29 protein-coding genes are annotated in these 26,151 nt (G+C 56.3%); 20 read left to right on the forward strand and 9 right to left on the reverse strand.

The genetic code is table 11. The annotated features are described in order from the left end of the window. Positions 1–29: 29 nt before the first annotated feature. The 4 genes from hslR to mutM form a co-directional block, all read right to left on the reverse strand. Positions 30–434, reverse strand: a complete 405-nt coding sequence (hslR, locus tag ACUN9X_RS03635; RefSeq protein WP_260038581.1) for a ribosome-associated heat shock protein Hsp15 — start codon at positions 432–434, stop codon at positions 30–32. A gap of 99 nt (positions 435–533) precedes the next feature. Next, positions 534–1,214 (reverse strand): GMP/IMP nucleotidase, encoded by a 681-nt coding sequence (yrfG, locus tag ACUN9X_RS03640; RefSeq protein WP_260038580.1) that lies wholly within the window; start codon positions 1,212–1,214, stop codon positions 534–536. A 117-nt stretch (positions 1,215–1,331) separates the two neighbouring features. Continuing rightward, the gene (locus tag ACUN9X_RS03645) at positions 1,332–1,661 is read right to left on the reverse strand and encodes a hypothetical protein (RefSeq protein ID WP_445472209.1); all 330 of its coding nucleotides are present in this window, start codon (positions 1,659–1,661) and stop codon (positions 1,332–1,334) included. 186 nt (positions 1,662–1,847) lie between these two features. Further along, positions 1,848–2,660 (reverse strand): bifunctional DNA-formamidopyrimidine glycosylase/DNA-(apurinic or apyrimidinic site) lyase, encoded by an 813-nt coding sequence (gene mutM, locus ACUN9X_RS03650; RefSeq protein ID WP_445472210.1) that lies wholly within the window; start codon positions 2,658–2,660, stop codon positions 1,848–1,850. 294 nt (positions 2,661–2,954) lie between these two features. On the opposite strand from mutM, the gene ACUN9X_RS03655 reads away from it, so the two are divergent. Beyond that, positions 2,955–4,130, forward strand: coding sequence for a DesA family fatty acid desaturase (locus tag ACUN9X_RS03655; RefSeq protein ID WP_445472211.1), 1,176 nt, complete (start codon positions 2,955–2,957; stop codon positions 4,128–4,130). A 79-nt stretch (positions 4,131–4,209) separates the two neighbouring features. On the opposite strand, the gene rsmD is transcribed toward ACUN9X_RS03655, so the two are convergent. Next, on the reverse strand, positions 4,210–4,842 hold the full coding sequence (gene rsmD / locus ACUN9X_RS03660; RefSeq protein WP_445472212.1) for a 16S rRNA (guanine(966)-N(2))-methyltransferase RsmD: 633 nt from the start codon (positions 4,840–4,842) through the stop codon (positions 4,210–4,212). Between the two features lie 270 nt (positions 4,843–5,112). On the opposite strand from rsmD, the gene ftsY reads away from it, so the two are divergent. The 8 genes from ftsY to ACUN9X_RS03700 all read left to right on the forward strand — a co-directional run bounded on the left by ftsY (position 5,113) and on the right by ACUN9X_RS03700 (position 13,401). Then, complete coding sequence (gene ftsY / locus ACUN9X_RS03665) at positions 5,113–6,366, forward strand: signal recognition particle-docking protein FtsY (protein WP_445473172.1); 1,254 nt, start codon at positions 5,113–5,115, stop codon at positions 6,364–6,366. 30 nt (positions 6,367–6,396) lie between these two features. Further along, the gene (gene ftsE / locus ACUN9X_RS03670) at positions 6,397–7,089 is read left to right on the forward strand and encodes a cell division ATP-binding protein FtsE (RefSeq protein ID WP_260038575.1); all 693 of its coding nucleotides are present in this window, start codon (positions 6,397–6,399) and stop codon (positions 7,087–7,089) included. Further along, positions 7,079–8,128 carry a permease-like cell division protein FtsX gene (gene ftsX / locus ACUN9X_RS03675; protein WP_445472213.1) on the forward strand — a complete coding sequence of 350 codons (1,050 nt, stop codon included), beginning with the start codon at positions 7,079–7,081 and terminating at the stop codon, positions 8,126–8,128. The genes ftsE and ftsX overlap by 11 nt, the downstream gene beginning before the upstream one ends. A 251-nt stretch (positions 8,129–8,379) precedes the next feature. After that, positions 8,380–9,246, forward strand: coding sequence for an RNA polymerase sigma factor RpoH (gene rpoH / locus ACUN9X_RS03680; protein WP_260038571.1), 867 nt, complete (start codon positions 8,380–8,382; stop codon positions 9,244–9,246). Between the two features lie 176 nt (positions 9,247–9,422). Beyond that, the gene (locus tag ACUN9X_RS03685) at positions 9,423–10,343 is read left to right on the forward strand and encodes an NAD(P)-dependent oxidoreductase (protein WP_445472214.1); all 921 of its coding nucleotides are present in this window, start codon (positions 9,423–9,425) and stop codon (positions 10,341–10,343) included. A 2-nt stretch (positions 10,344–10,345) separates the two neighbouring features. Next, the gene (gene hyi, locus ACUN9X_RS03690; protein WP_445472215.1) at positions 10,346–11,140 is read left to right on the forward strand and encodes a hydroxypyruvate isomerase; all 795 of its coding nucleotides are present in this window, start codon (positions 10,346–10,348) and stop codon (positions 11,138–11,140) included. A 94-nt stretch (positions 11,141–11,234) separates the two neighbouring features. Beyond that, on the forward strand, positions 11,235–11,915 hold the full coding sequence (locus tag ACUN9X_RS03695; protein ID WP_260038566.1) for a winged helix-turn-helix domain-containing protein: 681 nt from the start codon (positions 11,235–11,237) through the stop codon (positions 11,913–11,915). Further along, on the forward strand, positions 11,902–13,401 hold the full coding sequence (locus ACUN9X_RS03700; RefSeq protein ID WP_260038564.1) for a sensor histidine kinase: 1,500 nt from the start codon (positions 11,902–11,904) through the stop codon (positions 13,399–13,401). The genes ACUN9X_RS03695 and ACUN9X_RS03700 overlap by 14 nt, the downstream gene beginning before the upstream one ends. A 42-nt stretch (positions 13,402–13,443) precedes the next feature. Here ACUN9X_RS03700 and ACUN9X_RS03705 read toward each other — a convergent pair whose 3' ends face one another. Next, positions 13,444–13,680: a hypothetical protein gene (locus tag ACUN9X_RS03705; RefSeq protein WP_260038562.1), complete on the reverse strand. Its 237-nt coding sequence runs from the start codon at positions 13,678–13,680 to the stop codon at positions 13,444–13,446. A 326-nt stretch (positions 13,681–14,006) separates the two neighbouring features. Beyond that, the gene (gene greB, locus ACUN9X_RS03710) at positions 14,007–14,480 is read right to left on the reverse strand and encodes a transcription elongation factor GreB (RefSeq protein ID WP_445472216.1); all 474 of its coding nucleotides are present in this window, start codon (positions 14,478–14,480) and stop codon (positions 14,007–14,009) included. A 249-nt stretch (positions 14,481–14,729) separates the two neighbouring features. On the opposite strand from greB, the gene ACUN9X_RS03715 reads away from it, so the two are divergent. After that, on the forward strand, positions 14,730–15,188 hold the full coding sequence (locus tag ACUN9X_RS03715) for a hypothetical protein (protein ID WP_260038559.1): 459 nt from the start codon (positions 14,730–14,732) through the stop codon (positions 15,186–15,188). Between the two features lie 32 nt (positions 15,189–15,220). Here the strand turns inward: ACUN9X_RS03715 and ACUN9X_RS03720 are convergent, their stop codons facing one another. Continuing rightward, positions 15,221–15,529 carry a site-specific integrase gene (locus ACUN9X_RS03720; protein WP_260038558.1) on the reverse strand — a complete coding sequence of 103 codons (309 nt, stop codon included), beginning with the start codon at positions 15,527–15,529 and terminating at the stop codon, positions 15,221–15,223. Between the two features lie 150 nt (positions 15,530–15,679). Continuing rightward, the gene (locus tag ACUN9X_RS03725; RefSeq protein ID WP_260038557.1) at positions 15,680–15,946 is read right to left on the reverse strand and encodes an acyl-CoA-binding protein; all 267 of its coding nucleotides are present in this window, start codon (positions 15,944–15,946) and stop codon (positions 15,680–15,682) included. 161 nt (positions 15,947–16,107) lie between these two features. Between ACUN9X_RS03725 and ACUN9X_RS03730 the strand changes: the two genes are divergently transcribed. The 10 genes from ACUN9X_RS03730 (at position 16,108) to icmH (ending at position 26,143) form a co-directional block, all read left to right on the forward strand. After that, entirely contained in the window at positions 16,108–16,599 is a 492-nt protein-coding gene (locus ACUN9X_RS03730) for a DUF4442 domain-containing protein (protein ID WP_260038556.1), read from the forward strand. Positions 16,600–16,851: 252 nt separating this feature from the next. After that, the gene (gene tssB, locus ACUN9X_RS03735) at positions 16,852–17,358 is read left to right on the forward strand and encodes a type VI secretion system contractile sheath small subunit (protein WP_260038555.1); all 507 of its coding nucleotides are present in this window, start codon (positions 16,852–16,854) and stop codon (positions 17,356–17,358) included. 91 nt (positions 17,359–17,449) lie between these two features. After that, positions 17,450–18,931 carry a type VI secretion system contractile sheath large subunit gene (gene tssC, locus ACUN9X_RS03740; RefSeq protein WP_260038554.1) on the forward strand — a complete coding sequence of 494 codons (1,482 nt, stop codon included), beginning with the start codon at positions 17,450–17,452 and terminating at the stop codon, positions 18,929–18,931. Between the two features lie 3 nt (positions 18,932–18,934). Further along, positions 18,935–19,375: a type VI secretion system baseplate subunit TssE gene (tssE, locus tag ACUN9X_RS03745; protein WP_260038553.1), complete on the forward strand. Its 441-nt coding sequence runs from the start codon at positions 18,935–18,937 to the stop codon at positions 19,373–19,375. A 4-nt stretch (positions 19,376–19,379) separates the two neighbouring features. Further along, on the forward strand, positions 19,380–21,158 hold the full coding sequence (gene tssF / locus ACUN9X_RS03750; protein ID WP_260038552.1) for a type VI secretion system baseplate subunit TssF: 1,779 nt from the start codon (positions 19,380–19,382) through the stop codon (positions 21,156–21,158). Beyond that, positions 21,122–22,138 carry a type VI secretion system baseplate subunit TssG gene (tssG, locus tag ACUN9X_RS03755; RefSeq protein WP_260038550.1) on the forward strand — a complete coding sequence of 339 codons (1,017 nt, stop codon included), beginning with the start codon at positions 21,122–21,124 and terminating at the stop codon, positions 22,136–22,138. Before tssF ends, tssG begins: the two co-directional genes overlap by 37 nt. 5 nt (positions 22,139–22,143) lie before the next feature. Beyond that, entirely contained in the window at positions 22,144–23,475 is a 1,332-nt protein-coding gene (gene tagH / locus ACUN9X_RS03760) for a type VI secretion system-associated FHA domain protein TagH (RefSeq protein ID WP_445472217.1), read from the forward strand. Beyond that, complete coding sequence (gene tssJ / locus ACUN9X_RS03765; protein WP_445472218.1) at positions 23,472–24,002, forward strand: type VI secretion system lipoprotein TssJ; 531 nt, start codon at positions 23,472–23,474, stop codon at positions 24,000–24,002. The genes tagH and tssJ overlap by 4 nt, the downstream gene beginning before the upstream one ends. Before the next feature lie 2 nt (positions 24,003–24,004). Continuing rightward, a complete protein-coding gene (gene tssK, locus ACUN9X_RS03770) occupies positions 24,005–25,339 on the forward strand; it encodes a type VI secretion system baseplate subunit TssK (protein WP_260038545.1) in 1,335 nt (444 codons plus the stop codon). Between the two features lie 3 nt (positions 25,340–25,342). Beyond that, positions 25,343–26,143: a type IVB secretion system protein IcmH/DotU gene (gene icmH / locus ACUN9X_RS03775; RefSeq protein ID WP_445472219.1), complete on the forward strand. Its 801-nt coding sequence runs from the start codon at positions 25,343–25,345 to the stop codon at positions 26,141–26,143. Positions 26,144–26,151: the final 8 nt, after the last annotated feature.

The following is a 26,151-nucleotide window of genomic DNA, read 5'->3' on the forward strand; positions in this document are numbered from 1 at the left end:
GGTTAGTGAGCGCGCGGTAGCCGTATTGCTTAAATCCCGTTCTGGTCCTTGAACCGGATGATTTCCCGCCGTGCCTTTTTGCTTGGTCGGCGGGCGGGAGGTAGCTGGGCGGCTTGCATGTGTTTGCGCTGCCAGGCGTGTTCTTCCCGGCGTTTCTCGCTGTCCGGGGTTTCGTGGTACAGCATCTGTGCTTCTGGCGCTCCCCGCCTGCGTTCGCTGATCTGGTCGATGACGACCACTTTGTCATCGCTGCCGAACCGGAGTTTGACGCTGGCGCCAATCTCGACGGTTTTGCCGGGCTTGGTGCGTTGGCTATTGTAGTGCACCTTGCCCCCTTCGATCGCTTGCTTGGCGAGGGTGCGGGTCTTGTAAAAGCGGGCGGCCCAGAGCCACTTGTCGAGCCGGACCCGATTATCTGTTTCGGCTGAAGTCATGGTTCTCCATCTGGGAAATCAGCAACCACAGGGCGACGAACGCATCACCGTGTTGAGTCTGATGTTGATACACCTTTTAATAGAAGTAGTATAACGCGATCACACGGTTGTGGGGATGGGCTGAATCTGGGCCAGCACTTCATCAAAGTGTGCAATGCCCGGCATATCAAATCTCTGCTCGCGAACCGGTGCCTGGCTGTCCGGGGCCAGAATCGTCAGCAAGTGCGCGATTCCCGCCCGGCGTGCGCTGTCCAGAACGGGCAGGCTATCGTCGACCATCAGGGTACGGCTGGGCTCGAAGGGCTCGACCCCGTTCAGCTCATGCCAGAACTGGATATCTTCTTTGGGGCGGCCGAAGTCGTGGGTCGACAGCACCCGGTCGACATGGCGATCCAGCCCGGTACGCTCGAGTTTCAGCGCCAGTGGCTTGGGATGGCAATTGGTTACGATGACGCTGCGCCGGCCGCTCGCGCGGATTGCTGCCATAAAAGATTCGGCGTGAGGGCGATAGGCAATGCGTTCGGCGACTTCCGTTTTCAGCGCGGTGATATCAACATCCAGTCGATCGCTCCAGTAATCCACGCAGTACCACTGCAGGGAACCTTTCTCGGACTCGATCATCGGAATAATGTGAGCGCGCGCCTCGTCATGGCTCAAGGATTTGAGCTCGGCATATCGAAGCGGAAGGTGTGTCAGCCAGAAGTGGCTGTCAAAATGCAGGTCCAGCAGTGTTCCGTCCATATCAAGGAACACGGTGTCCAGAGATGACCAGTCAATCATTGAAGCAAGCCCGAAAACGTCGAATCAGAACGCTCAGGCTGCCTCTTTCCCTGTAAACGTGCAACTTGCTGATGTCACGTATACAGGGAAGGGCTGTTGCAATTGTATTGCAGGAAATTACTCGGCCGCGTGGGCAGGTTCTTGCTTACGGCCTGACTGGGTGCAGCCCAGGCAGCGAACAAAAGTGGCTTTGGCCGGGCCGACAAACAGGGTTTCGCCAGCTTCAGCGGCATTGCCGCCCAGCAACGAGAATGGCAGTGAAACCAGATAAACCGCGCCGCCCACAATAGTCGTGGCGAACAGTACCGGGCGTGCGAACAGTGCGTCGCCGGTCATGGCCAGTGCAGATGGCTCTTCGTCTAGTGTCTTGGTATGGCCAACTGAAGCGAATGCCATCAGGCAGATCGCGACGGTCATGGTCAGCACACGAAAAATTTTGGATGACATAACTCTCTCCTGGATATAAATACCATCCCGAATTGCTGGCGCTCAGAGAAAACGGCGTTATTGGCCGCGTCCAGACAGGCGATCAGCAGGAATAAGGATGAACAAGCATAGCGTACTTTATTAACTATGAATCATATTGACGTATTTTCAAACGAAATTTCGTGTAGTTATGTGCCAAAAATCCGTTTATCTCTGGCAGTTCACACAAAAAACAGTAGTGCGCTGGCCCAGGCGGATTTCTTTCAGTGATGACGCGCAGTTACGGCAAGGTGCGCCGCCCCTGCCGTAGACGTTCAGGGACTGGGTAAAGTAGCCCGGCTTTCCATCGCTGTTTACAAAATCCCGGAGGGTGGTGCCGCCCATTAGAATGGCGGCGGCAAGCACTTCCTTGATTGCGCCGGTCAGGCGGTTCATTCGGTCCTGGCCGACTCGCCCTGCAGCGCGGCGGGGATCAATGCCGGCCATAAACAGTGCCTCGTTGGCATAGATATTCCCCACACCCACTACAACCCGGCTATCCATAATGAAGGACTTGATCGCCGTGCTTTTGCCCCGGGACTGGCGGTACAGGCGTTGGCCGCTGAAATCTTCGCTTAGTGGCTCCGGGCCCAGGTGTTGGATCAGGGGGTGGTGATCCGGGTCGTCGGTCCAGAGCCAGGCGCCGAACCGGCGTGGGTCGTTGTAACGCAGGAGTGTGTCGTCGCCCAGATCAAGCTCAACATGGTCGTGCGTCAGGCGAGGGCTGCGATCGGTGATAATCCTCAGGCTGCCCGACATGCCAAGGTGGACCATCAGCGTGCCTTCAGGAAAGCGGATCAGCAGGTATTTGGCCCGGCGGTCGACGGCGGTGGCGGTTGCGCCGGTCAGCTTTTCAGCCAGATCGGCGGGGATTGGCCAGCGCAGGCTGTGGTTGTAAATGGTTGCGGCCAGGATCGGACGCTGTTCCAGGAAGGGTGCGATTCCTTGTCGGGTCGTTTCAACTTCAGGTAACTCGGGCACCTGCGGGCTCCTGCAATAGTGTCGGACTGGCAGAGGCTCTGTGGCCCGACGGGCATGTCAATGTATGTGTACAAGCTGATATAATTGTATCTTGCAACCGGATTATTATGCGTACAGCAAAACAGCGCATTGAGTTGCCAACGTGATGTCACAAAATCTACATATCATCCAGATCAGTCTTGTTGTAGCTTACAGCTGTACGCTAATATCGAAAGATTGAATGTCAGGGTACTGAAAGCGGAAGAAATAGGACTTTCTCTTCGCCTGCGTCTTGTTTCTTTGAGGGTTCTGTTTATGTGGTACAACGGTCTTCTAGACCTCCCGGTATGGCAGCTTATTCTGGTTGCCCTGGCACTCACTCATGTGACGATTGTCAGTGTAACACTCTACCTGCACCGCCATTCTGCTCATAACTCACTGGATCTGAATCCGGTGTTGTCGCATTTTTTCCGTTTCTGGCTGTGGCTGACAACCAGCATTGTCACTAAGGAATGGACTGCCATTCATCGCAAGCACCACGCGATGTGTGAAACCGAGAACGATCCGCACAGCCCGGTCGTCAAAGGTCTGAAAAAAGTACTGACCGAAGGTTCCGAACTCTACGCTGAAGCAGCGACACCGGAAACTCTGGAGCGTTACGGGCAACGCACACCCCAGGACTGGGTTGAGCGCAACGTTTACACCCGTCACCGCACCTGGGGTATTACGCTGATGGCGGTGATCGATCTGCTTTTGTTTGGCGTGAACGGCATCTGGATCTGGGCGGTGCAGATGATGTGGAGCCCGGTATGGGCTGCCGGGGTCATTAACGGCATTGGCCATTATTTTGGCTACCGCAACTTCGAGTGTGCCGACAATGCCCGCAACATTGTGCCCTGGGGTATTCTGGTGGGCGGTGAAGAGCTGCACAACAATCATCACACCTACCCGAACTCATCCAAGCTGTCTCGCCGCTGGTATGAAATTGACATCGGTTGGGGTTATATCCGCCTGTTCCAGTTGTTCGGGCTTGCCAAGCCAAAAGGTTATCGCCCGATTGCCCATCGCGTCCCTGGCAAGCTGGCGGTTGACGTTGAAACCGTGCAAGCCATTGCCAACAACCGATTCGATATCATGCGCCAGTATCGCAAGCGCGTGCTAGAGCCGGTTCTGCGTCAGCAAAAACAGGTCGTCGAAAAAGATATCAAGCCGGTGTACAGCCGGGCGCGTAAATTGTTGTTCCGGGAAACGTCGCTGATCAAGCCGCATGACCAGAAGCATCTCGATTCGCTGCTGGATAACAATGCGGTTCTGCGACAGATCTACGATAAAAGTCAGGAGCTGCAGGAGTTGTGGCGTCGTCGTGGACTCAAGTCCAACGAAAAGATGCAGGCATTGGTCGAATGGTGCCGGGAGGCCGAGGATAGCGGTATTCGCTACCTTGAGGAATTCGCTGCGCACCTGAAATCTTACGCGCTGCGTCCAGCCTGAGGCTGACGAAAACAATACGCCCCTGCTGAGTGATCAGACAGGGGCGTTTTTGTTTGTGGCGAATGAGTGCGGCGCTTTGTCAGGCGTCAGTCGCCATGACGCGATAGAGGCGATAGCAGACCTGGCCGGCTGTCTTTTCACGATGCAACTGCCAGTTTTCAGGTGCCGGTACTGATTGCAATTCGCTCTCGTGCTCAATATAAACCCAGCTGTCAGAACTGACCCAGCCGTTGTCGCGAATAAGCGGGAGCAGGCGGCTCAGCCAGTTCTGCCTGAAGGGCGGGTCCATCATCACAATGTCGGCGGCCTGCGCTGGCTTTTGTCCCAGATAGGCCAGAATGTCCTGGCATTTAACGCTGGCATCAGTGCAGCGAAGCGTTTTCAGATTGGCGCTCAGGGCATCGGTGAGCGGTCGCGTATGATCGACAAATTCGACCTGTTCTGCACCCCGGGACAAGGCTTCAAGACCCAGCACGCCGCTACCCGCAAACAGGTCAATGCAGCGGGCGCCAGGCACCACGGGCATGAGCCAGTTAAAAAGCGTTTCGCGCACCCGTGAGGGTGTCGGGCGCACGCCGCCAACGGCGGGGAATGTCAGGGTTCTGCTGCGCCATTGACCACCGATAATCCGCAATTCACCGGAGTCAGCCTGGCCTGCGGTTGGGCGACGAGACGATATTTTTGACGGGCGAGAGGGCGATTTGCGCGGCATGTTCAACCTGTTTTTACTGAGTTTATGCTTTCAGTGGTGCGTCGATTACTGGCGTAACGTCGTGCGCCAGATGTTTGGCAGACGGGTTTGCAGTGTATCGAAAAGCAGCGGCATTTGGACGATCTTTGTGTGGGTGGATAGAATACGTTTCTTTATGAGCCTGGTGATGGTTCGCCGCACGCGAGCTTAGGCACCTTGATGTCTGTGCATCAGTGACTCGGCCTGACATACTGCACCACGATTTTTCTCCTTATCGACGGAAACGAAATGATGATGTCTGAATGGATAATGATGGGGCTGCTGGCCTTACTGGTTCTGCTGTTTGTAGTGGAGCTGGTTGGGCGACATCGTAGTCTGCCCAAACCCAAGCCGGTGCCCCAGCGCCAGCCAGAGACTCAGGCGGGTGCCCGTGCCGTCACGCGTGAGACGCCACCATCCGCGCCGGAAGAAACCGGTGACAGTGCGGTCGCTGAACCCGTTGCCCCGCCGTCGTCCGGGACAGAGTCTGCATCGACACCTGAAACGGTGACAGATAGTGTTCCAGAGCCAGAGCCAGAGCCAGAGCCAGAGCCAGAGCCAGAGCCAGAGCCAGAGCCAGAGCCACAGGTCAGCGTTTTTCAGCGTATTAAAAGTGGTCTTGGGAAGACGCGTGCAAACTTCTCCTCCGGTCTTGCTGATCTGTTCAATACCGGCAAATCGGTCGATGACGATTTGCTGGAAGAAATCGAAACCACGCTGCTCACCGCCGATGTAGGGATTACCGCAACCACAGAAATCATCGATGCGTTGACTGAAAAGCTGGAACGTAAGCAGCTCAAGGATGGCGAAGCTGTCCGGCAGGCCCTTAAAGAGCAGCTGCGTGGACTTCTGACAGAAAGCACCGCACCGTTGACGATCAAGTCCGATAAAGGGCCGTTCGTTATTCTGATGGTGGGCGTCAACGGGGTGGGTAAAACCACAACCATCGGCAAGCTGGCACGCCAGTTCAAGAACGAAGGCAAATCAGTAATGCTGGCAGCGGGTGATACCTTCCGTGCGGCGGCGGTGGAACAGTTGCAGGTGTGGGGCGAACGCAACGATGTACCGGTTGTGGCACAACACACGGGTGCTGACAGCGCCTCGGTTATTTTCGACGCCGTGCAGTCTGCCCAGGCCCGGGGAGTGGATGTTGTGATTGCCGACACTGCCGGTCGCTTGCAGAACAAAGACAACCTCATGAGCGAGCTTGAGAAAGTTGTTCGCGTGATGAAGAAGCTGGACGACAGCGCGCCCCATGAAGTCATGCTGGTACTGGATGCCGGCACGGGTCAGAACGCCCTGAGTCAGGCCGAGGTGTTCCAGCGGGCTGTGGGTGTCACGGGTATCACCCTGACCAAACTCGACGGTACCGCCAAGGGCGGCATCATCTTCGCCATCGCGCGTCAGCTGAAATTGCCTATTCGCTATATTGGCGTCGGTGAACAGGTCGAGGATCTGCGCCCCTTCGAATCGGAAGCTTTCGTGGAAGCGTTGTTTGACGAATAACATACGCCAGCGCAGCCGGGAGTTCGCCAGGTGATCCAGTTCGAGAAGGTCAGCAAGCGTTATGAGGGTGGTCATACTGCACTGCAGGGTGTCGATTTTGAGCTCAGCCGGGGCGAGCTTGCCTTTCTGACCGGCCACTCCGGGGCAGGTAAAAGTACGCTGCTGAAGCTGATCATGTTGATGGAACGTCCCAGTGCGGGGCATGTCATTGTCGGTGGGCAGCGGCTGGACCAGTTGCCCCGGCGACAGATTCCCTTTATTCGCCGGCATATCGGGGTTGTGTTCCAGAATCACCAACTGTTGTTTGATCGCTCTGTGTTTGACAACGTCGCCATGCCCCTCGAGGTCACCGGCGTGCCGCATCGGGATATCGGCCGACGTGTGCGGGCGGCGCTCGACAAGGTGGGGCTGCTCAGCAAAGAGCGGATGAATCCGATTCAGCTCTCCGGCGGTGAGCAGCAGCGTGTCGGTATTGCTCGGGCCGTGGTGAACAAGCCCCCGCTGCTGCTGGCGGATGAGCCGACCGGTAACCTTGACCCCGGGCTGTCAGCCGACATCATGCATTTGTTCGAGCAATTCAGTCAGGTGGGTGTGACTGTGCTGATCGCGAGTCACGATATTGCTTTGATCCGGCATATGGAGCGGCGCGTGCTGACTCTCCGGCAGGGGCGGTTGACCTCCGGTGACAGCATGCCCGATGAAGAGGTGTTGTATGGCCGCTAATCGGGGGGTAAGTCGAGCATCGCAAAAGCCGCCCGCCAAAGGCAAAGAGCGGCCGGCGCCGGGTCGGGGAGCTGCCAGGTCCCGGACGCCGCTGCAAGAGCTGCTCGGCAGCTATCTGTCACATCATCGTAAAACGGCAAAGGACAGTGCGCAGCGGTTGTGGCGTTCGCCGGTCGCCAGTCTCATGACGTGGATGGTAATGGGCATAGCCCTGGCTCTGCCGGTAGGTATGTTGCTGCTGCTGGGTAGTTTGCAAGGGGTGAGTGCAGGTTGGGACAGCACAGCGCGGATCACGTTATACCTCGAACAGAATGCCGGTGGGGACACGCTGGATCGTATGCGTATCCAGCTTGCCAGCCGAAAGGATATTACAGATGTGACCGTGATTACCCGGGAAGAGGCGCTAGCCGAATTCCGGGCGTCATCCGGTCTGGCTGATGCGCTGGACTATCTGGACGAAAACCCGCTGCCCGACACCCTGTTGCTGACGCCGAGCGCTGATATTCGCAACAAGCAAGGAATGGAGGCGCTGGTCGATGAGCTTGAGCAGGTTGATGCGGTGGCGCGGGTGCAGGTGGATCTTGGCTGGCTGCAGCGGCTGAATACCATTACCGATTTGCTGGGTCGCGGTGTATGGGCGCTGGCGTTGTTGCTTGGAGCGGCGGTGGTGCTGGTCATTGGCAATACCATCCGGTTAGCCATTGAAAACCGGCGCGATGAAATACTGGTCGCCAAACTTGTCGGCGGCACCGATGCTTTTGTGCGGCGCCCCTTTCTTTACACGGGCATCTGGTATGGTCTGGGCGGCGGCATTATCGCCTTCGTGCTGCTTGAGTTGACCTTGTGGTGGATGAGCGGGCCGGTGGAGCATCTGGCGAGCCTTTATCGTAGCCAGTTCGAGTTGTCAGGATTAACCTTTGAGGGCACGTTCGCCCTGCTTCTGGCGTCGGTGCTGTTGGGGTGGCTGGGTGCCTGGCTGGCAGTGAAGCGGCATCTTGACGCTATTGAACCCAACCAGATTGAAGCCGGGCACGCATGAGCCGTGTTCGGCGGTGATCGACGATTTCGGAATCACCGTATAGCTAGGCTCAGGCCGATGTAGTACTACTGGTAATAGATGAACGTTGATGAGACGGACTTGATTAAACAATCGTCACAGTCGGCAATTTACTATTCCAACGTTCGATAATTCGAGGTTCTATATACAGTCTGTATGGAACTTCAAGCCCAGTTGGCGATCCTATCTTCCCGTTGCTATAGTATCGGGTCGCCACGTAGCGGAGGACAGAGATGGGTACCAGCTTACAGCTGACAGACAAAATGGTGCCAGGCGCCAACCTTGAAGCCTATATTCAGGCTGCAGGTAAAATCCCAATGCTCACTGTTGCCGAAGAGCAGGAGCTGGCGGAGCGTCTGTATTATGACAATGATCTTGAGGCAGCACGCCGGTTGGTCATGTCACACCTGCGGTTTGTGGTTCATATTGCCCGCAGTTATTCCGGTTACGGTCTGGCACAGTCTGATCTGGTTCAGGAAGGTAACGTTGGCCTGATGAAGGCCGTTAAGCGATTTAATCCTGAATACGGTGTGCGTCTGGTGTCATTTGCCGTGCACTGGATCAAGGCCGAGATACACGAATTTATCCTGCGCAACTGGCGGATCGTCAAAGTGGCGACCACCAAGGCCCAGCGCAAGCTGTTCTTCAATCTGCGCAGCCAGAAAAAGCGTCTGGCGTGGTTGTCCCATGCCGAGCTCAATGCAGTGGCGGCTGATCTGGGTGTCGAACCCAAAGTGGTGCGTGAAATGGAAGGTCGTCTGGCATCCCATGACACGGCATTCGATGGCCCGATGGATGATGACGACGATTCAGCCTACCAGGCGCCCGCGCATTACCTGGAAGATCGTCGCGGCGATCCGGCAGTTCAGCTGGAGAATACGGATTGGACAGAAGACAGCAACAGCCGTCTGCTTACTGCCATGTCCAGTCTGGATGAGCGTAGTCAGGACATCCTGCGCGAGCGCTGGCTGACTGAAAGCAAGTCAACGCTACACGAGCTTGCCGACAAGTATGGTGTTTCCGCTGAGCGTATCCGTCAGCTTGAGAAGAACGCCATGAAGAAGATTCGCCTGCATATGGGTGAAGCGGAAGCCGCGTAAACGCCTGCCATCTGCTTCTTGCAGTGATTCAGATAACGCCACTGAGCCTCGGCCAGTGGCGTTTTTCATTTCAGGCTTTTGATTCGGCCCCGGGCGGCTTATCAGACAGATCGGTGTCTCGGTAGGGCTGTATTCGCTATTATCGGGTTTTGACCAGATTCAAAGGCCCGCATTCCATGTCTTATCCCTGTATTTCTTTTATCGGTATTGGCCTGATGGGCGCACCCATGGCTGAGAACCTGATAGCTGCCGGTTATCCGCTGACTGTGTGGAACCGCACCGCTGCCAAGTGTGCTCCGTTTGCTGAGCGGGCGACGATTGCCGCCAGCGTGGAGCAAGCTGCGAAAGCTGCCGATATTGTGATCGTCATGTTGGAGAACGGCGCCGTAGTTGAGCAAGTGCTGGTAGAGCAGGGTCTGATCGCGAATCTGGCTCCGGGCAGTGTGGTGATCGATATGAGCTCGGCGCCACCCACAATGGCTCGATCGCATGCCGCGCTCTGTGCCGCGCGTGATATTGGCTATCTGGATGCGCCAGTTTCCGGCGGTACGGTTGGTGCCACAGAGGCCGCATTGAGCATCATGGCAGGCGGGGATGGTGACACGCTGGAGCAGGTCAGAGCAGTGCTCGAAACTCTGGGGCGTGTTACCCATATTGGCCCGGTTGGGGCCGGGCAGTTAGCAAAACTGGCCAATCAGGCGATTGTCGGCATCACCATCGGAGCAGTATCAGAGGCGCTGTTGCTGGCGGCAAAAGGTGGTGCCGACCCTGTCGCTGTGCGGGAAGCCCTTATGGGCGGTTTTGCCAGCAGCCGTATTCTGGATCTCCACGGTCAGCGCATGATTGACCGCAATTTTGAGCCGGGCGCACCTGCGCGCATTCAGCTCAAGGATATGCGGATGATTCTCGATGAAGCGCGAAATGAGCAGCTGACCCTGCCGCTGGCGCAGCGGGTGCATGATGAATACCTCGCATTATCGGCCAATGGGCAGGGTGAAGCGGATCATAGCGGACTGTTGCTTGCCCTTGAACATATAAACGGCGTGCGCCTGGGTGAGCCGTCACTGCCCTCGCGGGCACAGCCTCGAAAGGACTGATCATGCCCCGATTTGCTGCCAATCTGTCGATGCTCTTCACAGAGCTACCGTTCCTTGAGCGGTTCTCCGCAGCCCGTGACGCCGGCTTTTCCGGTGTCGAATATCTTTTTCCCTATGAGTGGCCGCCGCAGGAGCTGGCCGCATTGTTGAAAGAAAACGGTCTGGTGCAGGTTTTGTTTAATCTGCCACCGGGTGACTGGAATGCCGGCGAGCGCGGTATCGCTTGCCTGCCGGATAGAGTTGACGAGTTTCGCCAGGGCGTGGAAAAGGCCATAGCCTATGCGAAGGCCCTGGGGTGTCACCAGCTCAACTGTCTGGCCGGGTTGAAGCCTGCGACCGTCTCTGATGAGCAAGCCCGGGATACGCTGATCGCCAATCTGGTATGGGCTGCTGACCGGTTAGAGCCGCACGGCATTACCCTGATGGTGGAAGCGATCAATAGTCGGATTGATATGCCGGGATTCTTTATGGACACGTCACGCCGGGTTCTGGACGTCATTCGCGCCACCCGGCGAGACAATATAAAGCTGCAGTATGATCTCTACCACATGCAAATCATGGAAGGCGATCTTATCCGGACGCTTACCGCAGCGCTTGAAAGCGTCGGCCATATCCAGATTGCAGATAATCCAGGGCGTCACGAGCCGGGAACAGGAGAAATTGCTTTTGCTAATATTTTCAAAGTGCTGGATGATCTTGGGTATGCAGGGTGGGTGAGTGCAGAGTACCGTCCCAGCGGCCTGACACGGGACAGTCTGGACTGGATGCGTCCGTCGCTTTATGTTGACCGTCGCTGATTGCGACACCCTCTTACAATATGTTAACTGGTTGTTTAAGGTATGACTTCGTACCCTGTCCAAGTCTAATCAAAGCATAGCGGGAGGCTAACCGGTGAGAGCGCTGGTCATTGAAGACGATCACGATGTAGCAACGTATCTCGTTAAAGGTCTGAGAGAATCGGACTTTGTCGTCGATCATGCGGCGGACGGGAAAGATGGACTCATGCTGGCTGCCAGCGAAGAATATGACATCATGATTGTCGACCGGATGTTACCGGGCATGGATGGTCTGAATATCATCAAGACCGTGCGTGCGACGGGCAACAGCGTACCCGTGCTGATTCTGAGTGCACTGGGCGATGTTGATGACCGGGTTGAAGGTCTTCGTGGCGGTGGTGATGATTATCTCACCAAGCCTTTCTCGTTTACCGAATTGCTGGCGCGACTGGATGCGCTGGTGCGTCGCAACCGTCAAGCGCCGGAAACGGAGACAGTGTTGCGGGTCGCCGATCTGGAAATGGATTTGCTGGCGCGCACGGTCAAGAGGGCAGGGCAAAACATTGATGTTCAGCCTCGCGAATTCCGGCTGCTGGAATATCTGATGCGCAATGCCGGTCAGGTGGTCACCCGTACCATGCTGCTGGAGAAAGTCTGGGATTATCACTTTGATCCTCAGACCAACGTGATTGATGTTCACATCAGTCGTCTGCGTGCAAAGATCGACAAGGAGTTCGAGACGCCTTTGCTGCAGACTGTCCGGGGTGCAGGATACATGTTGCGTGAAGATACTTAGTCAGCTCAAAACGTCTACCTTCCAGCTGGCTCTTCTCTACATGGTGGTTTTTGCCACCTCCGTATTTTTGTTGCTGGCGTTTATCTACTGGCGAACTGCCGGTTTCATGACCGAACAAACGGATGAAACCATCGAGGCGGAAATCGCCGGTCTTGCTGAACAGTATCGGGGGCGAGGCATCAACGGCCTCGTCACCGTGATCCGGGAGCGTGTCTCCCGGGACCCCAATGCCAAATCAATTTACCTGCTGGCGACTGACGACTACCTCAAGCTGGCCGGCAACCTGTCTACGTGGCCCGGTGAAGCGGGATCCCAGAATGGCTGGATCAATTTTTCGCTCAACGAAGCTGTAGGCTGGAAAGGCCCGGTCAGGCTGGCGCGTGCGCGGGTATTTGAAGTCCAGGGCGGCTTGCGCCTGTTGGTCGGCCGTGACGTCCAGGAGCTGACCACGCTGAAGCGTCTGATCGAGCGTGCCATAAACTGGGGCATGGGGATCACGCTGGCACTGGCGTTGCTGGGTGGCTTTATGATGAGTCGCAGTACCACCCGTCGTATTGAAGTGATTAACAAGATTTCCCGCCGGATTATGAACGGCCACCTGTCGCTGCGTATTCCTACCCGCGGCACCAGCGACGATTTTGACCAGCTTGCCGAAAACCTGAATCAGATGCTCGACCGCATTGTGTATCTGATGGAAGGGATTCGTCACGTCTCCGACAGTATTGCCCACGATTTGCGCACCCCGCTCACACGGTTGCGCAACCAGCTCGAAACCACGCTGCTCGCGGTTGATAACGACGAAGCCCGGGAGCCAGCGGCCAAAGCGGTTGCCGAGGCGGATCAGTTGCTTGCGACCTTCAATGCTTTGCTACGTATCGCGCGCCTTGAAACCCGGGGTAACGCGGCGGATAAAACCGTGGTCATGCTGGGCGAACTGGTTGCCGATGCCTGCGAACTCTACGAAGCCGTAGCCGAGGATAAAGAACAGACCTTTGAGCAAGCCATCAGCAGCGATGTGAAGATCGAGGGTGACCGGGACTTGTTGTTCCAGATGGTCAGCAACCTGATCGACAACGCCATCAAATACACACCAGAATCCGGAGACATCCGCGTTGCAGTCGACAGCATTGCCGGAGAAGCGGTGCTGGAGGTCAGTGACAGCGGAATCGGCATTCCGGACAGTGAGAAGAGCAACGTTTTCCAGCGGTTTTACCGGGTCGGTAAAAGTCGTTCATTGCCCGGTAATGGACTGGGTCTGAGCCTGGTGAGTGCCGTCACAGAAATCCATCAAGGGCGCATCGAGCTTAGCGACCGGCGCAAGGGCGCTGAAAATCCCGGGTTGAAGGTGCAGGTTTACCTGCCGTTGTATCAGCCAATCAAGCGTCGGGTAATGCGAGGACAGCAACAGGGCGCCGCGGACGACAACGCAGACGACAAGACTGTTGCTGGTGGCGATGCCGACCTGGGCGCCCGATCACAAAGCTGAAGGCAGATCAGTCAGCGCCCGGGGAGTAGTCTGAAATCGGGTTCAGCTGCGAGCGGCGTTGCCGCGAAAACGGTTTACAATTTTTTCAACGCGCTGAATCTGGCTGCCGTAACGAGCCTGCAAGCTGTCCCATTCGCCTTCAAGATGCTTCTGTTCAGCCATGGCGTACGCAATCAGCGTGTGGCGGTTGATTTTGCTGGTAATGCCCAGGCTATCAAGCTGATAACCAACCGAGTCCAGCCCCTTCAGAGCAACATCTAGCAATGCCTTGCTGTTCATTTTCAACACCTCAGTATGGAGAGTTTGCGCGCTCCGGACGGTATGACATGACAGAGCGAATGCGCATCAGTTTGAGGGGCACTCTAGGTTGCCTGTCTAGAATGCTCAACCTAATTATCGCGCGTTCAGCGGAAAACAGATACCTGAATAAAGTGTAATTGGATGGCCACTATCAGGTAACGCCATGTGTGGAGAATAGGTACTGTCGAGTAAGACAGTGATCTGACGCGGCAACACTGCCGGTTAAATCATTGTTCCCTCCAGCACAGCGCTAGCCTTAACCCCGCCTTTGCGGGGTTTTTTTATGTCTGCAGAAAACGTGGGCGTCAGGAGATGTATTCGATAGCGGTGATTAACCAGGTGACCTGGCCATTCGGGGTCTCAACGACGGCTTCATCGTCCACTTCCTTGCGTAATAAGGCCCGGGCCATCGGCGTATCGATGGAGATATAGTCTTTACGGTCGAAGATTTCGTCGTAACCCACGATACGGAAGCGCCGGCTCTCGCCCGCATCGTTTTCGACCTCCACCCAGGCGCCGAAAAATACGCGGCCTTCCTGTTCCGATCCGTAGTCCACAACTTTCAGGTCAGCAAGGCAGCGGCGCAGATAGCGTACTCGCCTATCAATTTCACGTAGCAGCTTCTTGTTGTACTGGTAGTCGGCATTTTCGCTTCGGTCGCCCAGGCTGGCGGCCCATTGCACCTTTTTTGTGACCTCGGGGCGATGTTCCCGCCAAAGATAGTCCAGTTCTTTCTGCAGGGCGTTAAACCCTTCCCGGGTGATCAGCTTTGCTCGCATGCGAATCCGGTTCCTGAGTGTCAGGTGAAATAAAGGGGCTCAGTCTATCAGATGAGCCGTTTACTTCCGCTGGCATGCTGTGCAGACGGGGTTCGGGACGGGTTCTGGGGTGTAGTGATGAGCGTCACAACTCTGGAGAATAGTTAAAACTACTGCTTTAATTGGCGATAAACTGTTCAATAACGGCTGCATTTGCAGCGTTATTTCAATCGGCGTTATTTAAACCGAAAAGTTTCCAGGGATCCGGCCATGTATTCTTCGCCCACTGAACGTGTGTATCACAAGCATCTGCTCTGTCTTGCATTGAGCTTGGGGCTTGTGTCCGGTGGCGCGTGGGCGCAGTCAGCTGACGGCGACAAACAGGCTGTGTTCAGCTACGACGAGCGTTCGACCATGCACACCATTCCCTTCGAGGCGATGGATCAGGATGCCCTGGCGAATACTGTCATTGAAGGCGGTCTGGCAGCCCCGGCCGCTGGGGTGCCGGCTCGCCCCGTGACCCAGCCGGATGATGATTACTACCTGGATCCGCTGGCGCTTCAACCTCGTGATGAGCGCACTGACCTTGGCCGCAATGAGATACCTGTTGAAATCAAGTTCAGCTCACCGAGAAGCGTGCCGGGCCAGACCTTTGGCAACAACTATGTAATCCGGCCGCCTGAAAATCGCACCTACGAAGCCCAGGCGACCAGTCTAAGGGATCGCTGAATCCCGGCAAGCCTTCCAAAAACCTCGATGCATCAACTGGTCGCCGTGCTATCGGCGCGCCGCTCCAGCACATCCTCGTATAAAAAGTGCAGGGCCTGCCTGGCCTGATTCATCCGCGCCCGCGAGACGCGCAGGCGGGTCTGCAGATAACCGAAAAATTGCACCGTATCTTCCGTTCCCAGATTGTCCGGATCCTTCAGGTCATGAAAAACCAGAAAGCGACTGATCCAGTGAAGATAGGTTTGCTCGGTACGCTGGTTGAGTTTACGCGAATGGATAGCGTGATAGACACGCGATAACAGGCCGGACTGGCTCTGCTCCAGTGCTTCGGTCATGCTCATGGGACGTCTTTCCTGTGGATTTCTTGTTATTAGAGTGGCGGCATTCTATGACAAACGTTTGAAGGAGGCACTATAAAGCGGCAAAAGTGTGGGATTTCGTCAAAGAGCGGGTCCGGAGGCGCAGGTGCCAGGCCGGACCCTGGGCCGGAGTTACTGGTTCTTCAGTCCTTCCAGTTTGTCGATGTAACGCTGCATCGCGTCATCGTTAGACAGGCCCTTATACGACTCCCAGGCGCTGTATTTTGCGCGGTTGACGAAGTCCATCATGCCCGGCTTCTTGCCGCTGACATCGCCTTCGGTAGCCTGTTTGTAGAGGCCGTAGAACTCCAGCTTGAGCTCGTTTGAAGGCTGGAAATCGCCTTCCGCTGTCTGGATGTAATTCACGGCTTCGTCGAAGCGAGTCTTCAGATCACTCATGGTTATTCCCTGTGGTTGCTTTGATTTGCAAAAAAATAACGTGCGCCCAGTATACCGTCCCGCGCAGAAATACGTCATGCCAGACTGGGCCAGTCGTCGGCTTTCCTATTCCTGTGGAGATCCTATATTCTTGCCGCTTCCAACTACTTCGGAGATTTAAAATGCCTGCCAATAACCGGCTTCACGGTATCGTAAACCGGATCAACCAGTTGCCTGACTTTGCTCGTTCCCGTGCGCTATCGCTGTTTTTCGGAAAGGCTGTACCTTTCACCGGTACCACGGGCATCCGGATCGAGGCGCTGGACGAGCACCACAGTGTAATCAGTATCGCGAATAAGCGCCGGGTACAGAATCACATTGGCGGTGTTCACGCGGTGGCGTCATTGCTGCTGGCCGAATCGGCCACCGGTTTCCTGGTTGGCCTGAATGTGCCGGATGACAAGGTGCCGGTGATCAAAACCATGCGTGCTGATTATACGCGCCGTGCCCGCGGTGACATGCGGGTTGAAGCCTCGGTAACGCCTGAGCAGCAAGCCCGGATGAAAACAGAAGACAAAGGCGAGGCCGCAATTCAGGTGAAGATCCACGATGCTGATAACCAGGAACCGATCGAAATCGAGATGATCTGGGCGTGGACTCCGAAGCGTCGATAAGCTCTCGGAAACTACTTAAAGGATACTACGGAGCCGGTATTTACCTAGTTGCTGGCAACGTTTTGATTTGTTGGAATAATAATGGTGCCAGCTGGCAATAATTCGCCCACAGATTGAAAAATGATCAAAAATTGGCGATTTTTTGCTTGAGGGCACTTGAGCTCGTGTGTAAAGTTGCTCGGGTTGAATGGCGTATCAGGATGATGCGCTCAAAGGATTGAACAACGTTAAACTGGGATTAAGGGAGTAATCATGTCTAAGGACGGCTCTGTCGCGCCTAAAGAGCGCATCAATATCAAGTATGTTCCCGCCACAGGCGATCAGCAGGCAGAAATGGAATTGCCGCTGAAGATGTTCGTCGTTGGTGACTTTAAGGGACAAGCTGAAGAAACCCCCCTCGAAGACCGCAAAAGTATTTCCGTTGACAAGAACAACTTCAAATCGGTGATGAAAGAAGCCGGTCTGAGTCTGTCTACAACGGTTTCCAATCGTCTGGAAGATAACGCAGATGATTTGCCGGTCAATCTCGAATTCAAAGGTCTCGAAGATTTCGCTCCGGACAGTGTGGCCCGTCAGGTGCCTGAGCTGCGCAAGCTGATTGAGTTGCGTGAAGCCCTGGTTGCTTTGAAAGGTCCGCTGGGCAACGTGCCGTCTTTCCGTTCGAAACTCCAGGAAATGCTCGATAACGACGATGCGCGCGAAAAACTGCTCGCAGAACTGGATCTGGTCAGCAGTGGCGACGAGCCCTCGAAAGACTGATCACGAGCTGGATTTCGCCTGACTGACTGCATGAAGCGGTGAGTCCGGGACGCCTTTAACCGAAAACACAAACGTACTGAAGGGATGTGGTATGTCTGATACAGCCGTGCAGCAATCTGCTGCCTCTGAATCTACTGCTGAGGGTTCGCTACTCGACCAGGTTATGGCCAACAGCCGGATGAAGCCGGCCGACGAAGGCTATGATGTTGCGCGTCGTGGTGTGGCAACTTTCATCTCCAATCTGCTGAACAGCGACGAGAAAGGCCAGCCGGTCAACAAGGCGCTGGTCGACCAGATGGTGGTCGAACTTGACCGCAAAATCAGCGCTCAAATGGACGAGGTGCTCCACGCACCCGAGCTGCAGGAGCTGGAATCTTCCTGGCGTGGCCTCAAGCTGATGGTCGATCGCACTGATTTCCGCGAGAACATCAAAGTGGATATCCTGCATGCCACCAAGGCAGAATTGCTGGAAGATTTCGAATTTGCGCCGGATGTCACCCAGAGTGGCTTCTACAAGCACATCTACGCCACCGGTTACGGCCAGTTTGGTGGTGAGCCTGTTGGCGCCATCGTCGGCAACTATGCGTTTACGCCGTCCACACCTGACATGAAACTGCTGCAGTATGTGTCATCAGTTGGTGCCATGGCGCACGCGCCTTTCCTGTCATCAGTTGCGCCTACCTTCTTTGGTGTCGATAGCTTCCAGGAGCTGCCTGCTATCAAGGAGCTCAAAGCCGTCTTTGAAGGCCCGCGCTACGCCAAGTGGCGTTCATTGCGCGAGTCCGAAGATGCGCGCTACTTGGGCCTGACCGCACCTCGCTTCCTGTTGCGTACCCCATATGATCCGGTCGAAAACCCGGTGCGGGCGTTCAACTACAAGGAAGATGTCAGCGGTGATCACTCCAATTACCTTTGGGGCAACACAGCCTATCTGCTGGCCACGCGCCTGACTGACAGCTTTGCCAAGTACCGCTGGTGCCCGAACATTATCGGCCCGCAAAGTGGTGGCGCGGTTGAAGATCTGCCGGTTCACATGTTCGAGTCGTTCGGTCAGCTGGAAGCCAAGATTCCGACAGAAGTGCTGGTCACTGACCGTCGCGAATTTGAAATGGCTGACGAAGGCTTCATTGCACTGACCATGCGTAAAGACAGCGACAACGCCGCTTTCTTCTCGGCCAACTCGGTGCAAAAGCCCAAGCAGTTCCCGAATACCAAAGAAGGCAAAGAGGCCGAGACGAACTACAAGCTGGGTACCCAGCTGCCGTATATGTTTATCGTCAACCGCCTGGCCCACTACATCAAGGTACTGCAGCGCGAACAGATCGGTTCATGGAAAGAACGCCAGGATCTGGAACGCGAGCTCAATACCTGGATCAAGCAGTATGTGGCCGATCAGGAAAACCCGCCGGCAGACGTCCGTAGCCGTCGCCCACTGCGCGCAGCGCAGGTGACCGTCTCTGAAGTCGAGGGCGATCCGGGCTGGTATCAGGTGTCGCTTGCGGTCCGTCCGCACTTCAAATACATGGGTGCCAACTTCGAGCTTTCGCTGGTCGGTCGTCTGGACAAGGAGTAACGCGTGGACTGGGATGCCGTCGACGACGGTGTTCAGGTCAACGGGGGCAGTCTGTTCGAGCGACTCGAACGGGCTGCCCAGCCCGCAGGGACAGCGATGGGCGAGTTCACCAATGTAGTGGATTCCATCAAGCGGCATCTGGTCAGACTGCTCAATACCCATCCGGGTAGCAGTCCCAGTGCACCGGCTTTAGGGCTGGTGGACTTCAACGATGCCACCCTCGGGACCCAGGATCTGAACATCAGGATTCGCAGCGCGATCCGGCAATGCATTGAAAACTACGAACCCCGGGTAAAAAGGGTGGATGTAGTGGCATTGCCAGAGGGGCCAGACCCTTTGCAGCTGCGCTTCCAGGTGACGGTACACCTGCGCGTAGACTCCTCGGAAGACCGAGCCACGATTGACCTTCTGTTGGACGACAGACGCTATTATCGCGTGGTGTAACGTCGTGAAGTTAAACAGATTCTATCGAGACGAACTTAACTTTCTTCGTCTGCAGGGGCGTGAGTTTGCTGAGGCACATCCTCAGCTGACGCGCTTCCTGTCAGAGCAGAGTACCGATCCGGATGTGGAGCGCCTGTTGGAAGGCTTCGCGTTCCTGACCGGTAAATTGCGGGAGAAAGTCGAGGACGAATTTCCGGAGCTGACGCATTCGTTGCTGAACATGCTCTGGCCCAACTATTTGCGGCCGGTGCCCAGCACAACGATTATGCGATTTGATCCCCAGCTACATGCCATCAGTGAGCGCCAGACCATTGCGCGTCACACTGAGGTTCGTAGCCGGCCGGTGGGTGACCGCCGGGGCGCCACCCAATGCCGTTTTCGTACATGCCGTGATATCGAAATGTACCCGATGACCATGGCCGAGGCCAGTGCCGAGCATTCCCGCGAAGTATCGACGGTCACGCTGACATTGGCACTGCATACGGATCAGCCGTTGTCCGAGCTTGGGCTGGACAGCCTGCGTCTGTACCTGGGAGGTGATGCCTATACCGCCCAGACGCTTTACCTGTGGCTCAATCATTGCCTGACCCGTGCCGAAATGGAAGTCAACGGCGTGACCCTGTCGCTGCCAAAAGACTGCCTCAAGCCGGTCGGTTTCGGTAAGGATGAAGGCTTGCTGCCTTACCCCAAGAACGCCTACCCGGGCTACCGGATTTTGCAGGAATACCTCAGCTTTCCCGAGGCATTCCACTTTATTGATCTGACCGGTCTCGGTCGGTTGCTGCCGAATGTGCAGGCTGACGAGCTGAAGATCAAATTCCGCTTTAACCGGACATTACCGCCGGATGCCAAGGTGCGTGAAGACAGCTTTCAATTGTACTGCGCGCCGGCGATCAACCTGTTCGAGCATGAGGCGGATCCCATTGATCTCAATGGCCGTCAGACCGAATACCGGATGCAGCCGTCGAGCCGGTTTGCGTCTCACTATGAAATTTTCAGCGTGGATCAGGTAGAAGGCTGGCTGGACAGCAGTCCCGGCCGACCGCGTGGCGAACCGCGCATCTACAACGCATTCGAGAGTTTTCAACACCAGATCGAGCGCGATCACGACCGTACGGCACTGTATTACCGCATGCGGGTGAAAGACAGTGTGCGCGGTGATGGCTTTGATCACTTCATTTCGTTTGTGCGCGGGGATGAAAGCACCTGCCTCAACCAGAATGAAGCGATCTCGCTGACATTGACCTGCACCAACCGGCAACTGCCGGCACAGCTGGCGGTGGGCGATATTTGTGAAGCGACCCAAAGTACGCCCGCGTTTGCCTCGTTCCGGAACGTAACCCGGCCGACGCCGACATTGCGCCCGACGCTGGATGGCAGTTTGCAGTGGACTCTGGTGTCAAACCTGTCACTGAACTATCTCTCGCTGCTGGATGTGGACGCGTTGCGCTCTGTGCTGCGGGTCTATGACTTCAAGGCACTGGTGGATCGCCAGGCCGAACGGGTATCCCAGCAGCGGCTTGCCGGCATATCCGGGATTGAGACCAAGCCGGTTGATCGGATGTATCGCGGTCTGCCGGTGCGGGGTATTCAATCGACACTGACACTGGATCAATCAGCGTTTGCCTCGGAAGGCGATCTCTACCTGTTTGGCACGGTGCTCAGTCAGTTCTTTGCGCTATACGCAAGCATCAATGCATTTCACCTATTGGATGTGGTGAATTCGGAAAACCAGGAACGGTATACATGGACGTTGCAGACCGGGCAGCAGCCCCTGATGTAGTCGGCCTGCAGCCCGTTCTCGGGGATGCGCGCCGCTACAGTTTTTTTCAGCTGGTTGATCTTATCCATCGCCTGCACGGGGACGACCTCGAGCGATCGACGGATGAAGCACCGCAGAATGAGCGTATCCGCTTCTCATCGACGGCGAGCCTTGGCTTTCCCGGTAGCGATGTGCTGTCAGCGGTGTTGCCAGAGCACGAATACGCGCCTTATCAGATGGAAGTCAGCTTCCTCGGGCTGCACGGCTCGCAGTCGCCTCTGCCGGGTTACTACCTGGAAGATCTGGCCTGGGAACAAGGTCAGAACACCGGTATTCGCCGCTACTTTCTGGATTTCTTCAATCACCGGCTGGTCACGCTGTTTCATCGGGTATGGCGCAAGTATCGCTATTACGTGCGGTTTCAGCCGGGTGCGACAGATGCGTTCTCGGAACATATCTTTTCGCTGGTAGGTCTGGGCGACCGTGACCTGCGGGGCGACACCCCAATCAACTGGTCGAAGATGATGGCCTATGCCGGGCTGATGGCCGGCCGCAGCCGGTCGCCGGAAGTGGTCAGCGGTATTGTCGCCCACTGTTTCGATCTTGCTGACGTGGAAATCGAGCCCTGGGTGCTGCGCAAAGTGGATATCCCGGAAGACCAGCAAACCCGTTTGGGCGGCAACAATGCCCGATTGGGGGAAGACACCTTGATTGGCTCACGTATCCGTGACCGCAGCGGCAAATTCATCCTCCGATTGAAGGAGCTGACCCGTGAGCGCTTTGCTGATTTTCTGCCCAATGGCCGAGATCACAGCAAGCTGGTCAAGCTGGTGGAATTCACCATGCGCGAACAACTCGCTTACGACCTTGAGCTGGTCATTCGGCCGGAGGATGTCTTCCCGATTCAGTTGGGCGCAGACGTGCGTCTCGGTTGGAACTCATTCGTAAATCCAGTAGCGGGTGAGCCTCAACAACCCGTTCGCATTCAGATCAGGCGGTAATCATCATGTCGGCAGCCCAGCAACACAGTCTGAAACTGACCATCAGCAATCCCCGGGAAGTCTCCGGTGGTGCTGACATCCAGTGTGAATTCAGCACCAGGGGCGGCTCCATCGGCTCGGCTGCGAGCGATACCTGGAAGCTGTCGCCGCACCGCACCGGCGTGGTCTCAGGCCATGCAGAAATTCGCTTTATTGACGGCGAGTACTGCCTGATTGACCGCTCCGGGCGTACCTATATCAACAGTGCCAGCCTGCCGGTCGGTCGGGGGCGACGGGCCCGCCTGTCAGAAGGTGACATTATCCGGCTCGGCCGCTATCAGGTGCAGGCGCGGATGTTTTCGGCCACAGATGCCGGTTCATCTCAGCTTGCAGGCGAGCAAGACGATCATTCGATGATGCACCTGAGCGAAGGCGAGCTGCATCAGGGTAATACCGATGGCATTGTGCGTACCGATCCGCTGACCGGCCTGCAGCCGGCTATCAGTGAGCGGGAGCAGCGTGATCCGCTGGAAGGCATTGATCCACGTCCGGTTAAACCGGAACAAAAGGAAGACGAAACCAGCCGCCTGCTCGCGGACAACCCGCAGTGGCGCGGCGGTAAACCGGCGTCCCGGGAAGACGGTCGCGATGACCGTGATGTGGCGCTGGGATTGCCAGTTCTAAACGGAGGGAGAAAACCCATGTCGGAGCATCAGGGAACGATGGCGTCTGTACCGGCAGATCATGAATACGACGAGCATAGCCGCAAGCACATCAGTGGCGCGCCGCTGCTGCGGGGGATGGAGACCGATCTGAGCTTTCAGGATAGCGATGATATGCGGCTGTTTCTGGAAGAAGCGGGCCAGACGCTGAAAGCGACAGTGGCGGGCCTGCTCGACCTGCACCAGAACGAAGATACCCGGCACCAGGCATTGCGTACACGCCTGCAGCCGATTGAAGACAACCCGTTACGATTGGGTCAGGACTACGAAGCCGCCATGCAGACCCTGTTTGCCAGCGAGCGTAGCCCGGTGCATCTGTCTGCCCCTGCGGCAGTCACCGAAAGCCTGACCGGGTTGCGACATCACCAACAGGCCACCCAGGCCGCCATCAGCGAGGCATTGGATGCCATTCTGAGGGCCTTTTCACCGGACAACCTGCTGCGCCGTTTCCACGGTTACCGCCGCGGGCTGCAAACCGGCGAAAGCGAACCTGCCTGGGCCTGGGAAATGTATCAACACTACTACGACGAGCTGAGTTCCAGTCGCCAACGCGGCTTTGAGCGGCTCTTCGAGGAAGTGTTTGAACAGGCCTACGATCATCATTTACGTCAGCTACAAAGGGAGTCGATGCTGTGAATTATCGCAAATGGATCTTGCTGTGTGTTGTGCTGGGCCTTGCCGGCTGCAGTACGCCTTACAACGCTGTCACCAAGACTGCGAAAGTACTCTGGAACCCTGATATTCCGGTTGGTGAGCCGGAGGATCTGCCGAGCACCATGGACCTTACCATTCTGGCAGAGCCGGATGTGAACCCTAACGAAGCCATGCAGCCCACACCGATCAACTTCCAGGTGATCGAGATGGAAGACAGTTCGCGGATCATGGCGGCGGATTTCGATCAGCTGCTGACCGAACTGGAAGACTCGCTGGGTAACAACTACATCGACCACAGCGACTACACCATGCTGCCGGGCCAGTATAAATATATCGAGTCAGCCGAGCTGGATTCCGATACACGTTATGTTGGTGTCATCGCCTTTTACGCCTATCCCAACCAGTCCCAGTGGAAAAAAGTGGTCAAGGTCGATCCGATCGGCGGCCGGTATCACATCCTGATTAACCTGCGTGATCGCGATGTGATCATGCAGAAGGCGGATGATTAATCATGTCAGTACATAACCGCGTGGTGTGGAGTGATGGCCTGTTCATCAAACCGCAGCACTTTCAGCAGCAGCAGCGTTATCTGGAGCACCAGATCAACGAACGCGCCCAGGCCGTGTCTGATTTTCTCTATGGCTTCAGCGATCTGCAGTTGAACGAAGAGTATCTGACCTTTGGGCGTATCGGTCTGGTTCGGGCGCACGGGTTGTTCCCCGACGGCACCCGTTTCAGCCTGCCGGAAGAAGATGTCATGCCGGCGCCGATGGAAATCACTGATGCCTCGGTTGCCAATCAGGTGGTCTACCTGGCACTGCCGCTGGGCACCGAGAGTCTGGCGGAAGTCGAGTGGCCGGAATCCGGCGTATCAGGCCGCTTCCGTTCGCAAACGGCAGAAATTCGCGATCTTCACTCAATCGACGGCGATGCCCATGCGATTGATGTCGCCAAGGTCAATCCTCGGCTGATGCTGGAGCGGGATGATCGCAGCGCGTACGCCACGTTAGCCATAGGCCGGATTCTGGAAAAACGTCCAGATGGCAGCCTGGTCATGGACCCGAGCTTTATTCCGACCATGGTCAGCGTCCGTGCGGCGCCCAAGCTTCAGCGGTTTGTCGGTGAAATGGCCGGTTTGATGCGTGAACGTGCTCGTAATATTGCGGAACGTGTCGGCTCCCCCAATCAGGGCGGTGTCGCGGACGTATCGGATTTCATGTTGCTGCAGATGCTCAACCGCGCGCATCCACGGTTTATGCACCTGGCCCGTCTGCGGCAGTTGCATCCGGAGCGGCTCTACGAAGCCTTGCTGGAACTGTGTGGCGAGCTGGTGACTTTTACCGACGAAAACCGTTTGCCGCAGGAATACACCGCCTACGATCACGATCTGCCGGAGGCGTCATTCGCGCCCCTGATGCAGGTATTGCGTCAGTCCCTGAGCACAGTGCTGGAGCCACGTGCAATGGCGATCCAGTTGCAGCAACGCCAGTACGGCCTCACGGTCGCGCCGATCCAGGATACCCAGCTGATTGGTCAGGCGGAGTTCATTCTTGCGGTGCGCGCCGACATGCCGACCGACGATCTGCGCAAGCAGTTTACCCAGCAGTGCAAGGTGGCATCGGTCGAGAAGATTCGCGATCTGATCAGCCTGCAGCTGCCAGGTATCCCGTTGGTGGCGCTGCCGGTGGCACCGCGTCAGTTGCCTTACCACGCCGGATTTACCTACTTCCAGCTCGATGCCCGCAGTCAGGCATGGCAGATGCTGGAGAACGGCAGCGGTTTCGCCTTCCACGTGGCCGGCGAATTCCCGGGCATTGAAATGCAATTCTGGGCAATCAGGAGCTAGAACATGCCAGAGGCAAGCGTAATGGAAGCGCCACGGAATGAGGATGCATTCAGCCAATACCTGTTTGATGAGCCCGCGGAAGCATCACGGGGTACCGCCGATGAAACCTTCCAGCTGCGAGGCTTCGAAGGCAATCGTCTGGTAGACGCCGCAACGCCGTTACTGGGTTTGGTGATCCGTGTGCGTAGGCTGGCGGACTTCAATCAGGTGATGTCGCTCTATCAGCAGGTTGTCGATGAAATCACCGATATTGACCGGGAGCTGATCGAGCAGGGCTATGAGCGCCCAACGGTTGTGGCCTACCGGTACGTGTTGTGTGCGTTCATTGATGAAGCTGTGCTGGGCACCGATTGGGGCGCCCACAGCATCTGGTCACAGACCTCTCTGTTGTCCCGTTTTCACAACGAAACCTGGGGTGGTGAAAAGGTATTCGCCATCCTGTCACGGATGGAGCAGGAGCCCGAGCGTTACCGGGACATGCTCGAGTTTATCTACCTGTCGCTGTGCCTCGGTTTCGAGGGACGCTACAAGGTGATGGATAACGGACGTGAAGAATACGAACGGATTATCGCCGGCCTGTACAGCCAGATCGAACATTTCCGGGGCGAGCCTGACAGTAACACCCTTGGCCACGCACTGGACAATGTTACACCGGCTCGCAACCGGTTCCGCAACGGGCTGCCCCTGTGGGGAATGTTTGGTCTGTTTGTCGGCGCAATGGCGACGATTTACACGCTTTACTCAATAGCGCTGGATGACCGCATCAGGGATGTGCTCAGCGTACTGGATCAACTCCCGAAATAAGGAGATCA

The sequence above is a fragment of the Marinobacter sp. V032 genome, assembly GCF_052645435.1.

Coding starts and splice junctions, on each gene's coding strand:
- greB (WP_445472216.1), bottom strand. CDS start 14,480: ATGCGAGCAAAGCTGATCACCCGGGAAGGGTTTAACGCCCTGCAGAAA.
- ACUN9X_RS03715 (WP_260038559.1), top strand. CDS start 14,730: ATGTATTCTTCGCCCACTGAACGTGTGTATCACAAGCATCTGCTCTGT.
- ACUN9X_RS03730 (WP_260038556.1), top strand. CDS start 16,108: ATGCCTGCCAATAACCGGCTTCACGGTATCGTAAACCGGATCAACCAG.
- ACUN9X_RS03685 (WP_445472214.1), top strand. CDS start 9,423: ATGTCTTATCCCTGTATTTCTTTTATCGGTATTGGCCTGATGGGCGCA.
- ACUN9X_RS03705 (WP_260038562.1), bottom strand. CDS start 13,680: ATGAACAGCAAGGCATTGCTAGATGTTGCTCTGAAGGGGCTGGACTCG.
- ACUN9X_RS03720 (WP_260038558.1), bottom strand. CDS start 15,529: ATGAGCATGACCGAAGCACTGGAGCAGAGCCAGTCCGGCCTGTTATCG.
- icmH (WP_445472219.1), top strand. CDS start 25,343: ATGCCAGAGGCAAGCGTAATGGAAGCGCCACGGAATGAGGATGCATTC.
- rpoH (WP_260038571.1), top strand. CDS start 8,380: ATGGGTACCAGCTTACAGCTGACAGACAAAATGGTGCCAGGCGCCAAC.
- rsmD (WP_445472212.1), bottom strand. CDS start 4,842: ATGCCGCGCAAATCGCCCTCTCGCCCGTCAAAAATATCGTCTCGTCGC.
- hyi (WP_445472215.1), top strand. CDS start 10,346: ATGCCCCGATTTGCTGCCAATCTGTCGATGCTCTTCACAGAGCTACCG.
- ACUN9X_RS03645 (WP_445472209.1), bottom strand. CDS start 1,661: ATGTCATCCAAAATTTTTCGTGTGCTGACCATGACCGTCGCGATCTGC.
- hslR (WP_260038581.1), bottom strand. CDS start 434: ATGACTTCAGCCGAAACAGATAATCGGGTCCGGCTCGACAAGTGGCTC.
- tssK (WP_260038545.1), top strand. CDS start 24,005: ATGTCAGTACATAACCGCGTGGTGTGGAGTGATGGCCTGTTCATCAAA.
- tssC (WP_260038554.1), top strand. CDS start 17,450: ATGTCTGATACAGCCGTGCAGCAATCTGCTGCCTCTGAATCTACTGCT.
- tagH (WP_445472217.1), top strand. CDS start 22,144: ATGTCGGCAGCCCAGCAACACAGTCTGAAACTGACCATCAGCAATCCC.
- ACUN9X_RS03655 (WP_445472211.1), top strand. CDS start 2,955: ATGTGGTACAACGGTCTTCTAGACCTCCCGGTATGGCAGCTTATTCTG.
- ACUN9X_RS03725 (WP_260038557.1), bottom strand. CDS start 15,946: ATGAGTGATCTGAAGACTCGCTTCGACGAAGCCGTGAATTACATCCAG.
- ftsY (WP_445473172.1), top strand. CDS start 5,113: ATGATGTCTGAATGGATAATGATGGGGCTGCTGGCCTTACTGGTTCTG.
- ftsX (WP_445472213.1), top strand. CDS start 7,079: ATGGCCGCTAATCGGGGGGTAAGTCGAGCATCGCAAAAGCCGCCCGCC.
- tssG (WP_260038550.1), top strand. CDS start 21,122: ATGGACGTTGCAGACCGGGCAGCAGCCCCTGATGTAGTCGGCCTGCAG.
- tssB (WP_260038555.1), top strand. CDS start 16,852: ATGTCTAAGGACGGCTCTGTCGCGCCTAAAGAGCGCATCAATATCAAG.
- yrfG (WP_260038580.1), bottom strand. CDS start 1,214: ATGATTGACTGGTCATCTCTGGACACCGTGTTCCTTGATATGGACGGA.